Source organism: Rhodovulum sp. PH10 (genome assembly GCF_000293785.1).
Taxonomy (GTDB): domain Bacteria; phylum Pseudomonadota; class Alphaproteobacteria; order Rhizobiales; family Xanthobacteraceae; genus Rhodoplanes.
The window spans coordinates 1-13,152 of record NZ_AKZI01000004.1; the positions used below are offsets into that span (position 1 = coordinate 1).

A 13,152-nucleotide genomic window follows, 5' to 3' on the forward strand; every position below is an offset into this window, starting at 1 on the left:
ACTGGTGGCCAAAATCCATCACTCGGAACTGATCACCCGAATCCGGTATGATCAGCGCCGAGGCGTACGCCACCCTGCGCGACACCGCCGAAGGCCGGGCGCCGCTCGATGCCGCCGCCGCGACCCTGGTGGCGCTCACCGCCGGCGGCTTTCTGGTCGAAGACGGAGAGGACGAGCGGGAGGCGGTCGCCGAGACCCACCGTGCCGCCCGCGAAAACTGCGAGACGCTGCATCTCGTCCTGGTGCCGACGCTGTCGTGCAATCTCGCCTGCCCCTACTGCTTCGAGCCCGGCGTCACCCCGGTTGCGGGCCGCACGGCGATGACCGAGTTCGTGCGGGACGATCTGTGCAGCCTGGTTCGCGCTGCCGTCGCCGAGGGCACCCGCACGCTGCGCGTCACCTGGTACGGCGGTGAGCCTCTGGTCGGCTGGCAGAACCTGGTCGACACCAGCGAGCGGCTGATCGCCACCTGCGAGGCGGCCGGCTGCGGCTATTCGGCCGAGATCGTCACAAACGGCACGCTGCTGACCGCCGACCGCGCGCGCAAGCTCGCTGCGCTGAAGGTGACGCAGGCGCAGATCTCGCTCGACGGCCCGCCCGACATCCACGACCTCCGGCGGATCGGCCGCAACCGAAAGCCGACCTTTGCGGCGGTGGTGGAGGCGATCGCCGCGGCCGCGCCGTGCCTGCGGGTGGCGGTGCGGATCAATGTCTGCCGGCGGGTCGCCCCGCGGGTCGAGGAGGTGCTGGCCATCCTCGCCGCCCGCGGGCTGAACCGAAGCGTGAGCGTGCATCTCGCACCGCTGCGCCCGGCGCCCGGCGCGGCCGGCAGCGCGCCCCCCGCAGCAGCGGCCGGCACCGCGATCGACTGGCTCGACGACCGCGAGGTGGCGGCGCTGCGCGTCGCCTTCGACGACCTGTTGCGCCGCCACGGCTTTCCGGTCCATCCGACCGGGCTGCCGCAGCCGCGCGGCACCGCCTGCATCGCCGACCAGGACGCGAGTTTCGTGATCGAGCCGGACGGCACCGTGCAAAAATGCGACTGGACGGTCGGCATCGCCGGCGCCGCGGTCGGCCGGCTCGGCCCCGGCGGGATCGAGTTCGACGAGGACATCGCGCGGTGGCGTGACCTCGACGTGCCGGACGATCCCGAGTGCGCCGCCTGCCGTTTCCTGCCGCTGTGCCGCGGCGTCTGTCCGCTGCGCCGGCTCGCCGGGGAAAAGCCGTGCCTGCCGTTCCGCCACGTGTGGGCGCGGGTGCTCGCCCGCTCGGCCGGCTTTTCGCCGGACGAGGCGGAGGCGGTGGAGCCGGCGCTCGACGGGCCGGGCCTGCGCGGGGTCGGCCTCGCCGACATCGCCGCCCTCGCCGACCGGGCGGAGCGGGAGCCGCCGTGTGACCTTCAGTAGCTCGCCTGCCCGCCGGACAGGTCGAACACCGCCCCGGCGTTGAAGCTGCAGGCGTCCGACGCCAGCCAGGCGATCAGATCGGCCGCCTCGGCGGTGGTGCCGAGCCGCTTCATCGGGCTCCGGTCGATCATCGCCTCGATCACGGCGGGCTCCATCGCCCGCACCACCTCGGTGTCGATCGCCGCCGGCGCGACGCAGTTGACGCGGATGTCGGTCGCCGCCAGCTCCTTGCCGAGCGACTTGGTCAGCGCCACCACGCCGGCGCTCGCCGCCGAATAGGCCGCGAGCCCGCGCCGTCCCTCCTTCGCCGCCAGCGAGGCGACGGTGACGATACGGCCGCGGCCGATCCGCCGCATCTGCGGCAGCACCGCGCGCACCACCTGATAGACGCCGGTGAGGTTGACCGCGAGGACGGTGTTCCACTCCTCCTCCTCGAGCCGGTCGAGCGGACCACGCGGGCCGCCGAGGCCGACGCTGGTCACCAGAATGTCGATCCGGCCGGTGCCGGCGATCACCTCCTTCACCGCGGCGGCGACGTCGGCGGTGCGAGTGACGTCGACCGCGATCGAGCCGACGCCCTCGTGCGGCACCGGGTCGAGGTCCCAGGCGAAGACGTTCGCCCCACCCGCGCGAAACCGCTCGGCGGCGGCCCGGCCGATCCCCCTCGCCCCGCCGGTGACGACGGCGGTCTTTCCGGAAAAGTCGTAGCGCACGGTCATGAAGGCCTCTCCCCGCATCGGGCACGGAAGCGACCATCCTACACGCATTGCGTGACGATCCACCGCCCGCCCGCGACGGGTCGCGACCGGGCGGCACCGTTTGCGCCGACGACCGCCGCGCGCTACCGTCCGTCGGGTCGTTTCGCACCGTCGCCGGCTCCGCCGGCATCCATTTCCGCTTCCTCCCGTTGCCCCGTGCTCCCATGAAGATCTTTCGACACCGCCTCGATCTCGCCACCACCGCCCCGATCGAGATCGTCGACCTCACCGAGCGGGTGCGCGAATGGGTCGCCTCGACCGGCGTGACGGACGGGCTCGTCACGGTGATCACGCTGCACACCACGGCGCGCATCAACGTCAACGAGCGCGAGCCGCGGCTGCAGCAGGACATGGTCACGCATCTGAAGCGCGCGATCCCGAAGGACGGCGACTGGCTGCACAATCTCGACACCGTCGACGGGCGCGACAACGCCCATTCGCACCTGCTCGGCCTGTTCATGACGGCCTCCGAGACGATTCCGGTGAGCGGCGGCGCGCTGGTGCTCGGCGAGTGGCAGAGCATCTTCTTCATCGAGCTGGACGGCCCGCGCGAGCGCCGTGCGGTCGAGCTTCAGCTTCTCGGAACAGACTGATTCCATGACACCGGACGACATCGGCGGCTTTTTCGCAAAGCGAACGAGCCTGAACCTCGACGACTATCTCGAGCTCGACTTCACCTTCGAATGCGTCGGCGACCCGCGGGAAGCGGCCGCGCATCTGTGCAGCGAGCAATCGACCGCGCAGTGGCACCGTGTCGGGATCGACGAAGATTTTAGGCCGCGCTTCGCCGCCAAAGTGCTCGAGCTGGACGCGCAGCCGAGGCCCGGCTTCTCGATTCCGGTCGAGGGATTTGCCGCCGGAAAGCCGGTCCATGCCTGCCGGGTGACGATCGCCCATCCGCACGGCAATTTCGGCCCGAAAATCCCGAACCTCCTGTCGGCCGTGTGCGGCGAAGGCGTCTTCTTCGTGCCCGGCATTCCGCTGATCCGGCTCGAGGACATCCGCTTTCCGGCAAAATTTTTGGAGGCGTTCGAGGGGCCGCGGTTCGGCCTCGCCGGCCTGCGCGAGCGGCTGAAGGCGTACGATCGGCCGATCTTCTTCGGCGTCATCAAGCCGAACATCGGCCTGCCGCCCGAGCCGTTCGCAGAGCTCGCGCACCAGGCGTGGTGCGGCGGGCTCGACATCGCCAAGGACGACGAGATGCTGGCCGACGTGCCGTGGTGCCCGCTGGAAGCGCGCGCCCGGCTGCTCGGCGAGGCCCGGCACAAGGCCGAGCAGGAGACCGGCGTCCCGAAGATCTATCTCGCCAACATCACCGACGAGGTCGACCGCCTGGTGACGCTGCACGACCTCGCTGTGAAGAACGGCGCCAACGCGCTGCTCGTCAATGCGATGCCGGTCGGGCTGTCGGGCGTGCGGATGCTGCGCAGGCATGCGAGCGTGCCGCTGATCGCCCACTTTCCCTTCATCGCCTCGTTCGCGCGGCTTCCCGCCTACGGCATCCATTCGCGGGTGCTGACGCGGCTGCAACGGCTCGCCGGCTTCGACGCGGTGATCATGCCGGGCTTCGGCCCGCGGATGATGACGCCGGAGCACGAGGTGCTGGACTGCGTGCGGGCCTGCCTCGAGCCGATGGGATCGATAAAACCGTGCCTGCCGGTGCCGGGCGGCAGCGATTCCGCCGCCACCCTCGAGGGCGTGTACCGAAAGGTCGGCAGCAAAAATTTCGGGTTCGTGCCGGGCCGCGGCGTTTTTGGGCACCCGATGGGTCCGGCCGGCGGCGCCGCCAGCATCCGTCAGGCGTGGGACGCCATCGCCGCGGGGGTATCGGTCGCCGAGCACGCGAAGGCGCATCCGGCACTGGCGGCAGCCTTGGACGTTTTCGGGCGACGCTGACCGGCCCGCCACCGCTGGTCGGTAGGGTGCGCAAAGCGAAGCGTGCGCACCTCGGGAGTGCGCACCTTCGGGCACCTGCGTCGACGCCACGTGGGCACGGCGCGCAACCGCGCGCCTTCCGCCCACCCTAATCGGTCTGCTCCGTGCCGCTACGCCTTCTCGGCGGCGGCCGGGGCGTCGGCTGCAGGTGCCGGCCGGGGCGGCGGGCGGTCGGCGTCGATCTGGTCGGCCACCTCGTGCAGCAGGCGGGCGACCTGGCGCGCGCCCATTGTCTTGGTCATGCCGGTGGTCGCGGCGTCGAGCAGCACCAGCGCGCCGTCGCCGACGCCCTCGCGTTCCGCCTCGGCGGCCAGCCCGGCGAGGCCCTCACGCCAAAAAGTCTCGGTGCGCACCCGCTCGGCGTCGAGGATGCGGTCGATCGGCGCCAGCCGCTCCGACGACGAGCGGGCGGAGGTCGCAGACACCCGCGCCGCCGCCGCGCGGTCGGCCGCCGGCTCGGTGTAGCGGCGCTCGGCCGCCCGTGACGCGGTGGTCCCCGCGCCGGCCGCCTTCAGCGCCGCGGACCGGGTGCGCATCCGCCGCTTGTCGCTCCAGATCGACCAGCCGCCGAAGGCGAGCGCACAGGCGCCGGCGATCAGCAGCACCCAGTTCGGCGCGCCGTCGCGCAGGGCGTTCACGCCCTGGATCGCCACCAGGGCCGCACCGGCGGCCGCCAGGCCGACGGTCAAAAAGAACGAGACCAATCGTATCATCACGAAATCTTCCGAGCGGGATTTTTGCGTCCGAGCGTCGAAAAGCCGCCCGGCGTATCGGCCGGGGCGGCGAGCGGGATACCGATCCTCGCGCCCGTGGCGCCCGGTCTGTCAAGTCCGGGGGCTCCCGCATCCGCGCCCTCGCCCGCCCTCGCCCGCCCGTCGGTCCGCCGTACCCGTCGCGCCGCCCCCGGCTGCCGGCCGGCGGCGCGCGGACCGATGCCGCATTGGTGCCTTGTTGGCGGCGCTGATCGAGCGGCGAGGAAGGGGAGAACCGATGACCGCAGCACCTCGCAAACCCGCGCGATCGACCACCGTTCTCGGCACCCTGATGCTCGCCGCCGGCCTCGCCTGGAGCGGCGCCGCCGGCGCCCAGGAGGCCAACGGCCTGCCCGGCGTGCGCAGCTACGGCGGCCCGATGTTCGGCAGCTCCAAGCCGATCGGCGGCGGCGATCCGGTGCGCCAGGGCGCGCCCGCCTGGGACCTGAACCACGACGGCGTCTACACCTGCGAGGAATGGCAGATCTATGCCGGGCGGCTGTTCGACAAGGCCGACGCCAACCACGACGGCAAGCTGGACCGCAAGGAGTTCGCGACGCTCGGCAAGTACGATCCGCTGTTTCGCGACGCCGACATGGGCTATTTCGACGACGACCGCGACGGCCGGGTGTCGCGCGCCGAGTTCGTCGGCAAGAAGAGCATCCTGTTCGGCCGCTACGACCGCAACGGCGACTGCCGGGTGACGCCGGAAGAGCTGAGCGGCGGAGGCGAGCGAAAAACCTTTGCGCCGACACTTTCCCCGGGCGGGATCGGCGGAAAGATCCCGTTCTGACCGACGACCCCCCGCCCGACGGCGGCGCCGACGAGCCCATCGTTCGCGACGGACGCCCGCCACGCCCCGCCATCGCCGACGAATCCCCCCACCCCCGCAGAAAAATCCCCCGAGTGCCCTCATGCCCAGTGCCCTGTTCACGCCGGTCGAGATCGCCGGAAAGACCTTCGAGAACCGCATCGTGGTCGCGCCGATGTGCCAGTATGCCGCCAATGACGGCGTGGCGAGCGACTGGCACACGACCCATCTCGGCATGCTGGCGAACTCCGGCGCCGGCCTGGTGATCGTCGAGGCGACGCATGTCGAGCGGCGCGGCCGGATCACCCATGGCTGCCTCGGCCTCTACTCGGACGCGAACGAGGCGGCGCTCGCCCGCGTCGTCGCCCACTGCCACGCCATCGGCGCGGCAAAAATCGGCGTCCAGCTCGCCCATGCCGGCCGCAAGGCCTCCTCGCAGCGCCCGTGGGACGGCGGCAAGGCGCTCCGCCCCGACGAGGACCCGTGGCCGACCATCGCCCCCTCGGCGATCCCGTTCGGCGACAACTGGCACGTGCCGGCCGAGATGGACGAGGCCGAGATGGAGCGGGTGATCGCCGCCTTCGCGCAGGCCGCGGCGCGCGCGGTGCGGATCGGCTTCGACACCATCGAGCTGCACGCCGCGCACGGCTACCTGATCCACTCCTTCCTGTCGGCGGTCTCCAACCAGCGCGGCGATTCCTACGGCGGCTCGCGCGAAAACCGCATGCGCTTCCCGGTGGCGGTCGCCCAGGCGGTGCGCGCGGCGGTGCCGGCCGGGCTGCCGCTCGGCGCCCGCATCACCGGCGACGACTGGCTCGACGGCGGCATCGCGGTCGAGGAGGCGATCGTTTTTGCCCGCGCGCTGAAGGATCTCGGCTACGATTATGTCGACGTCTCCTCGGGCGGGCTGACGGCGGCCGCCCGCAACCCGACCGGGCTCGGCTACAACGTGCCGCTGGCCGAGGCGGTGCGGCAGGCGACCGGGCTCGTCACCCGCGCGGTCGGGCTGATCGTCGACCCGCATCAGGCCGAGAGCATCGTCGCCGAGGGCAAGGCCGATCAGGTTGCGCTCGCCCGCGCGATGCTCGACGATCCGCACTGGCCGTGGCACGCCGCCCGCGAGCTCGGCGGCGAGGTCTCCCGCCCGCCGCAATATCTGCGGGCCGGCCCGCATTTCTGGGCCGGGGCGGTGACGAAGCACGGCACCTGAGAGTTTTTTGTACGCTCGAGGAGGCGGCGCGATGATCCGGGACGGCGACGACGACGGCGGTCCCGACCACGACCGCCGGGCGATGCTCCTCGCCGCCGGGATCGGTGCCGGGCTCGGTGCCGGCCTCACGGCCACCGCCTTCGCGAGCCCGGCCGGGGCAGCGCCGCGCAAGACCAACGCGGCCGCCGGCCCGATCTCGGCCTACGGGATCGACGGCGGCACGCTCGGCCTCACCCCCGGCAGCCCGCTCGACCAGACGCAGCTCTTCCAGCGCGCGCTCGACCGCGCGGCGGCGGCCGGCAGCCCGCTGGCGCTGCCGCCCGGCGTCTACCGGGTCGGCGGCCTGCGGCTGCCCGACGGCACCCGGCTGGTCGCGGCGCCGGGCTCGGTCCGGCTCGAGCTCACCGAGGGCGCCTCGCTGCTCTCGGCCGCGAATTCCGCCCGGATCGCCCTCGACGGCCTCGTGCTCGACGGCCAGGGCAAGCCCTTGCCCGACGACCGCGGGCTGCTTCACTGCGAGAACGTCGAGCGGCTCGCCGTCACCGACTGCGATGTGGTCGGCGCCGGCGCCACCGGCATTCACGCGCTCGCCTGCGGCGGCGAGATTCTCGCCTGCCGCTTCACCGACACCGCCGACGTCGCGATCGTCACCCGCAACGCGCGCCACATGGTGATCGCCCGCAACACCATCGCCGGCGCCGGCAATGCCGGCATCCAGGTGCTGCGCTGGGAGGCCGGCGAGGACGGCACCCTGGTCGCCGACAACCACCTCACCCGGATCCGCAACCGGGACGGCGGCACCGGCCAGTTCGGCAACGCGATCAACATTTTTCGGGCGAACGGCGTAATCGTGCGCGGCAACCGGGTGCACGACTGCGCGTTTTCCGGCGTGCGCGGCAACTCGGCCTCGAACCTGCAGATCGTCGGCAACACCGTCACCAAGGTGGGCGAGACCGCGCTCTATTCGGAGTTCTCGTTCGAGGCGTCGATCGTCTCCGGCAACATCGTCGACGGCGCCCAGACCGGCGTCGCCATCGCCAATTTCGCCGACGGTGGCCGGATCGCCGTGGTCCAGGGCAACATCCTGCGCAATCTCGCGCCGGGCACGGTGAACCCCGACCCGGAGTTTCCGCTCGGCGTCGGGATCGGCATCGAGGCCGACTCGACCGCGGTCGGCAACGTGATCGAGCGGGCGACGGCGATCGGCATCGGCGTCGGCTGGGGGCGCTACGTGCGCGACGTCGCGCTGACCGGCAACGTGGTGCGCGACAGCGGCATCGGCATCGGCGTCACGGTGGCCGACGGCGCCGGGCCGGTGCTGATCTCGGGCAACCTGATCTCCGGCAGCCGGATCGGCGCGATCGTCGGGCTCGACCACAAGGTCCCCGTGACGGGCGACCTGTCGGCCGACAATACCGCCCGTTTTTCGCACCTGGCGATAATCGGCAACAAGACGGATCGTCGGGCACCACCGTAATATTGGACTATTCTGCACCGCACTACGGACGTTGCAGTGCGATTAATTCCTTTTTAACTGGAGTTCCTCGTCCAGCCGGCAAATTCGGCCCGCGACCCGAAATTAATACTGGCGAGCGGGGCACGTCCTGGTTTATACTAAAGTCGAAATCGGGAGGCGAGGTCGCCCCGGCCTGCAGTCCATCGACGAGGCTCGTTCGGGGGGTCGGGCCGGCTGCGCCAGCGGCCGCACGGCTCCGTCCGTGTTTGCACCGGGATCGGCCCTCGCCGGTTGCCGCGTCGCCCGTGCGAGCTTCGCGTCCCGACGACCGAGCACGACCGACCCGCACGCCCGGCGACGGCGAAGCGGGGGAGCGAGACGAGGGAGGAAGGCCATGGAGTGTGCCCCGGAGACCACCGCAGCACGCGGCATCCGCGTCCCGGTTGCCGGCCTGTTCGACCGGCAACTCTGCCCGTGCTGCCATGCCGAGTTGATCGCGCCCGACCAGTCGCGCCACGTCAGCGACGCCCTCATCCACCACGTGTGGACCTGCGACGAATGCGGCACCGCCTTCTCGACGCTGGTCCGTTTCGACCGATGGGCGACGCCGCCCTGCCGGGCCCAAGCGGCGTGAAGAGCGGCGTGACGAGCGGCGTGAAGAGCGGCTCGAGCGCCGCGTGGAGGGCCGCGTAGCCGGGTGCTTCTCCGACGGCGCGCCTTTCGGTGAACGGCCGCGACGAGGATCTCGGTGAACGGCCGCGACGAAGATCGAGGCCTGGAAGATCGAGGCCCGGACGACCGAGGCCCGGACGATCGGAACCCGGACGATCGGAACCCGGACGATCGGAGCCCGCCGGCGCGCGCCCGACCAAAACACCCCGACCCCGGCCGCACCCGTGCGGCCGGTTCCGTCTTCTCCCCTCCCTCGAGTCACACGACACCGGCACCTCACGCCCCCCGCGTCACACGACCGTCATCTCGACCGCTCCGCCACTCGGATCGCACCGCCACTCGGGTCGCACCGTCACATGCGTCGCATATCCGAGTACGCCGCAGCGCCCCGTGCGTCGCCCGGCCGGGTGGTCGCACCGCCGTGTGGGTCGCATGGCCGCACCGAGCGACGCGGCCCCCGCGAAACGCGCGAGGCGACGACGATGCTGCACCGCGAACCGCCCGTCCCGCTATTGCCCAAGCCCCGAAAACACGGCTAACTCCGGCCGGTCGTCGCCGACCACGGGGGCCGCCGTCCTCCTTCTCTGGACGCGCAACAGCAGGATCGCGAGCCGATGTTCTCCCACCTGATGATCACGCGGCGCTTCGCGCCGCTGTTCTGGTGCCAGTTCTTCAGTGCCTTCAACGACAACTTTCTGAAGAACGCGCTCGTCTTCCTGATTCTGTATCATCTTTCGGGATCGAGCTCGGAGGCGCTGATCACGCTCGCCGGCGCGACGCTGATCTTCCCGTTCTTCATCCTGTCCGCGCTCGGCGGCGAGATCGCCGACCGCTGGGACAAGGCGCTGGTGGCGCAGCGCCTGAAGCTCGCCGAGATTCCGGTGGCGCTGGTGGCGGTCGCCGGCTTCTGGTTCCATTCGATCGCGCTTCTGTTCGTCGCGCTGTTCATGGTCGGCGTGATCGCCGCGCTGTTCGGCCCGATCAAGTACGGCATTTTGCCCGATCATCTGAAGCGCTCCGAGCTGCCGGCCGGCAACGCGTTGGTGGAGGGCGCGACCTTCCTCGCCATCCTGCTCGGCACCGTGGTCGGCGGCCTCGCGGCAAAAGACGGCGGCGACCCGGCCGCCTTCGCCTGGCTGATGATCGTCGTCGCGCTCGCCTGCTGGGGCTCCTCGCTCCTGATCCCGCGCACCGGCGAGGGCGCGCCGCATCTGACGATCGACAAGAACATCTGGCGCTCGACCACCGGCCTTCTCGGCTATCTGCGACGCGAGCCGCGGCTGTGGTGGACCGCGCTGGTGGTGAGCTGGTTCTGGCTCACCGGCGTGATCGCCTTGTCGCTGATGCCGCCGCTGATCAAGTCCGCGCTGGGCGCCGCCGAGGAGGTGATCACCGCCTATATCGCGATCTTCTCGATCGGCATCGCCGCCGGCTCCGCGCTCGCCGCCTGGCTCGCCAGCGGGCGCATCGTGCTGCTGCCGACCGTGTTCGGCGCCGTGCTGCTCGGCCTGTTCTGCATCGATCTCGGCTTTTGGCTGTCGGGTGTCGCTTCGCCCGCGGTCGGGCGCGGCTTTTCGGAGGTGCTCGGCTCCGCCCGCGGCCTGCACGTCGCGATCGACCTGTTCGGCATGGCGGTCGCCGGCGGCCTGTTCATCGTGCCGGCCTTCTCCGCGCTGCAGGCGTGGTCGGCACCGGAGCACCGCGCCCGCGTGATCGCCGCCAACAACGTGCTCAACGCCGCCTTCATGGTGGCCGGCACGCTGTTCGTCGCGCTGCTGCAGCTCGCCGGCCTGTCGCCGCCCGCGCTCTTTCTGCTGCTCGGCGCCGCCAATCTCGCGATCGCCTGGGTGATCTTTCGGACGCTGCCGACCAACCCGGTGCGCGACTTCCTCGTCTCGATCTTTCGCGCCCTGTTTCGGGTCGAGGTGCACGGCCTCGAGAACGTGGAGAAGGCCGGCCCCAACGCCATCATCGCGCTCAACCATCTGAGCTTCCTCGATGCGCCGCTGGCCCTCTCGATCCTGCCGAAGGACCCGGTGTTCGCGATCGACGTCCACATCTCCCGGCGCTGGTGGGTGAAGCCCTTTCTGCGCTTCACCCGGGCGATGCCGATCGACCCGACCAATCCGTGGGGCACCCGCGAGCTGATCCGCGCGGTGCAGGGCGGCGAGAGCCTGATCATCTTCCCCGAGGGGCGGATCACCGTCACCGGCAGCCTGATGAAGATTTACGACGGCGCCGGGCTGATCGCCGAGAAGTCGGGCGCGATGGTGCTGCCGGTGCGCATCAAGGGGCTCGAGCAGACGCCGTTCTCCAGGCTCGAGCGCCACCAGGTGCGCCGCCGGCTGTTTCCGAAGGTCACCGTCGACATTCTCGAGCCGATCCGCCTGCACGTGCCGGACGAGCTGCGCGGCAAGAAGCGCCGCGTCGCCGCCGGCGCCGCGCTCTACCGGGTGATGTCGGACCTGATCTTCCGCACCACCTCGATGGACCGTACCATCCCGCAGGCGATGATCGAGGCCGCGCACGTGCACGGCATGAAGCGCATCGCCATCGAGGACCCGGTGACCGGCCCCCTCACCTACAAGAAGATGCTGATCGGCGCCGCCGTGCTCGGCCGCAAGCTGATGCCGCTCGCGGGCGAGGGCGAGATCGTCGGCGTGATGCTGCCGAACGCCAACGGCGCGGTCGTCACCCTGCTCGGGCTGATGTCGGCGGGGCGCGTGCCGGCGCTCCTCAACTTCTCCGCGGGACCGGCGAACGTGCGGGCCGCCTGCAAGGCCGCCGCGCTGAAGACGATCGTGACCTCGCGCGCCTTCGTGGAGAAGGGCCGGCTCGGCGCGCTGATCGAGGCGCTCGAAGGCGACCATCGCATCGTCTATCTCGAGGACGTACGCACGACCATCACCACTGCCGACAAGCTGCGCGGGCTCTACGAGTTCGGCAAGCCCTTGGTCGAGCGCAAGCCCGACGATCCGGCGGCGGTGCTGTTCACGTCCGGATCCGAGGGCGTGCCGAAGGGCGTGGTGCTGGCCCACCGAAACATCCTCGCCAATGCCGCCCAGGCCAAGGCGATCGTCGACTTCGGCTACGGCGACAAGGTGTTCAACGTCATGCCGGTGTTTCACGCCTTCGGCCTGACGGTGGCGTTCATCCTGCCGCTGGTGCACGGCGTGACGGTCTACATGTACCCCTCGCCGCTGCACTACCGGCTGGTGCCGGAGCTCGTCTACGCCACCAACTCGACCGTGCTGTTCGGCACCGACACCTTCCTCGCCGGCTATGCCCGCACCGCCAACGCCTACGATTTCCGCTCGCTGCGCTTCGTGATGGCGGGCGGCGAGCCGGTGCGCGAATCGACCCGGCGGGCCTGGATGGAGAAATTCGGGCACCGCATCCTGGAAGGCTACGGCGTCACCGAGGCCGCGCCGGTGATCTCGCTGAACACGCCGATGTTCAACAAGTTCGGCACGGTCGGCCGGCTGTTTCCGGGGCTCGAGGCGCGGCTCGAGCCGGTCGAGGGCGTCGACGAGGGCGGCCGGTTCTTCATCCGCGGCCCCAACATCATGATCGGCTATCTCCGGGTGGAGAAGCCCGGCGTGGTCGAGCGCCCGCCGGGGGGCTGGCACGACACCGGCGACATCGTCGACATCGACGCCGAGGGCTTCATCACCATCAAGGGCCGCGCCAAACGGTTCGCGAAGGTCGGCGGCGAGATGATCTCGCTGGCCGCGGTGGAGACGCTCGCCTTCGATCTGTGGCCGGACGGCCTGCACGCGGTCGCCACCATCCCCGACCCGCGCAAGGGCGAGAAGCTGATCATGATGACCACCTGGCCGAATGCGAACCGCGCCGAGTTCGCCCGCTTCGCCCGCTCGCGCGGCGCCTCGGAGATCTTCGTGCCGGGCGAGTTCGTGGTGGTCGAGGCGCTGCCGATGCTCGGCGGCGGCAAGATCGACAACCTCGCCGTCACGCGCCTGGTGCGCGAGCGCTACAATCTCGAGGGAGCGGCCTGACGCCGCTCTCCTTGTGGTGAGGAGCAGCCAAGGGCCGTATCTCGAACCACGAGGCCAGATCCGTCGCGGGCGACCGATAGGCCGAACGCCCCCTCACCCGGAGCACTCGCGTTTGCGCGGGCTCCAACCTCTCCCC

The 13,152-nt window shown here is 70.8% G+C and carries 10 protein-coding genes; 8 read left to right on the top strand and 2 right to left on the bottom strand.

What is annotated here, in order from left to right; all coding sequences use genetic code 11:
• Positions 1 to 47 precede the first annotated feature (47 nt).
• Complete coding sequence (locus tag A33M_RS00480) at positions 48 to 1,406, top strand: radical SAM/SPASM domain-containing protein (RefSeq protein WP_008382405.1); 1,359 nt, start codon at positions 48 to 50, stop codon at positions 1,404 to 1,406.
• Here the strand turns inward: A33M_RS00480 and A33M_RS00485 are convergent.
• Entirely contained in the window at positions 1,400 to 2,125 is a 726-nt protein-coding gene (locus A33M_RS00485) for an SDR family NAD(P)-dependent oxidoreductase (RefSeq protein ID WP_008382408.1), read from the bottom strand. The genes A33M_RS00480 and A33M_RS00485 overlap by 7 nt on opposite strands.
• Before the next feature lie 203 nt (positions 2,126 to 2,328).
• Between A33M_RS00485 and A33M_RS00490 the strand changes: the two genes are divergently transcribed.
• Positions 2,329 to 2,757: a secondary thiamine-phosphate synthase enzyme YjbQ gene (locus A33M_RS00490; protein ID WP_008382409.1), complete on the top strand. Its 429-nt coding sequence runs from the start codon at positions 2,329 to 2,331 to the stop codon at positions 2,755 to 2,757.
• 4 nt (positions 2,758 to 2,761) lie between these two features.
• The gene (locus A33M_RS00495) at positions 2,762 to 4,060 is read left to right on the top strand and encodes a RuBisCO large subunit C-terminal-like domain-containing protein (protein ID WP_008382410.1); all 1,299 of its coding nucleotides are present in this window, start codon (positions 2,762 to 2,764) and stop codon (positions 4,058 to 4,060) included.
• 149 nt (positions 4,061 to 4,209) lie between these two features.
• On the opposite strand, the gene A33M_RS00500 is transcribed toward A33M_RS00495, so the two are convergent.
• Positions 4,210 to 4,812 (bottom strand): hypothetical protein, encoded by a 603-nt coding sequence (locus A33M_RS00500; protein ID WP_008382411.1) that lies wholly within the window; start codon positions 4,810 to 4,812, stop codon positions 4,210 to 4,212.
• Positions 4,813 to 5,089: 277 nt separating this feature from the next.
• On the opposite strand from A33M_RS00500, the gene A33M_RS21975 reads away from it, so the two are divergent.
• From A33M_RS21975 to A33M_RS00525, 5 genes are all read left to right on the top strand, one after another.
• The gene (locus A33M_RS21975) at positions 5,090 to 5,644 is read left to right on the top strand and encodes an EF-hand domain-containing protein (RefSeq protein WP_008382413.1); all 555 of its coding nucleotides are present in this window, start codon (positions 5,090 to 5,092) and stop codon (positions 5,642 to 5,644) included.
• 121 nt (positions 5,645 to 5,765) lie between these two features.
• On the top strand, positions 5,766 to 6,872 hold the full coding sequence (locus A33M_RS00510; protein ID WP_008382414.1) for an NADH:flavin oxidoreductase/NADH oxidase: 1,107 nt from the start codon (positions 5,766 to 5,768) through the stop codon (positions 6,870 to 6,872).
• 31 nt (positions 6,873 to 6,903) lie between these two features.
• On the top strand, positions 6,904 to 8,349 hold the full coding sequence (locus tag A33M_RS00515) for a TIGR03808 family TAT-translocated repetitive protein (protein ID WP_008382416.1): 1,446 nt from the start codon (positions 6,904 to 6,906) through the stop codon (positions 8,347 to 8,349).
• A 373-nt stretch (positions 8,350 to 8,722) separates the two neighbouring features.
• Positions 8,723 to 8,962 carry a hypothetical protein gene (locus A33M_RS00520; RefSeq protein ID WP_040618725.1) on the top strand — a complete coding sequence of 80 codons (240 nt, stop codon included), beginning with the start codon at positions 8,723 to 8,725 and terminating at the stop codon, positions 8,960 to 8,962.
• 652 nt (positions 8,963 to 9,614) lie between these two features.
• Positions 9,615 to 13,016 carry an acyl-[ACP]--phospholipid O-acyltransferase gene (locus A33M_RS00525; protein ID WP_040618726.1) on the top strand — a complete coding sequence of 1,134 codons (3,402 nt, stop codon included), beginning with the start codon at positions 9,615 to 9,617 and terminating at the stop codon, positions 13,014 to 13,016.
• The last annotated feature ends 136 nt before the right edge of the window (positions 13,017 to 13,152 follow it).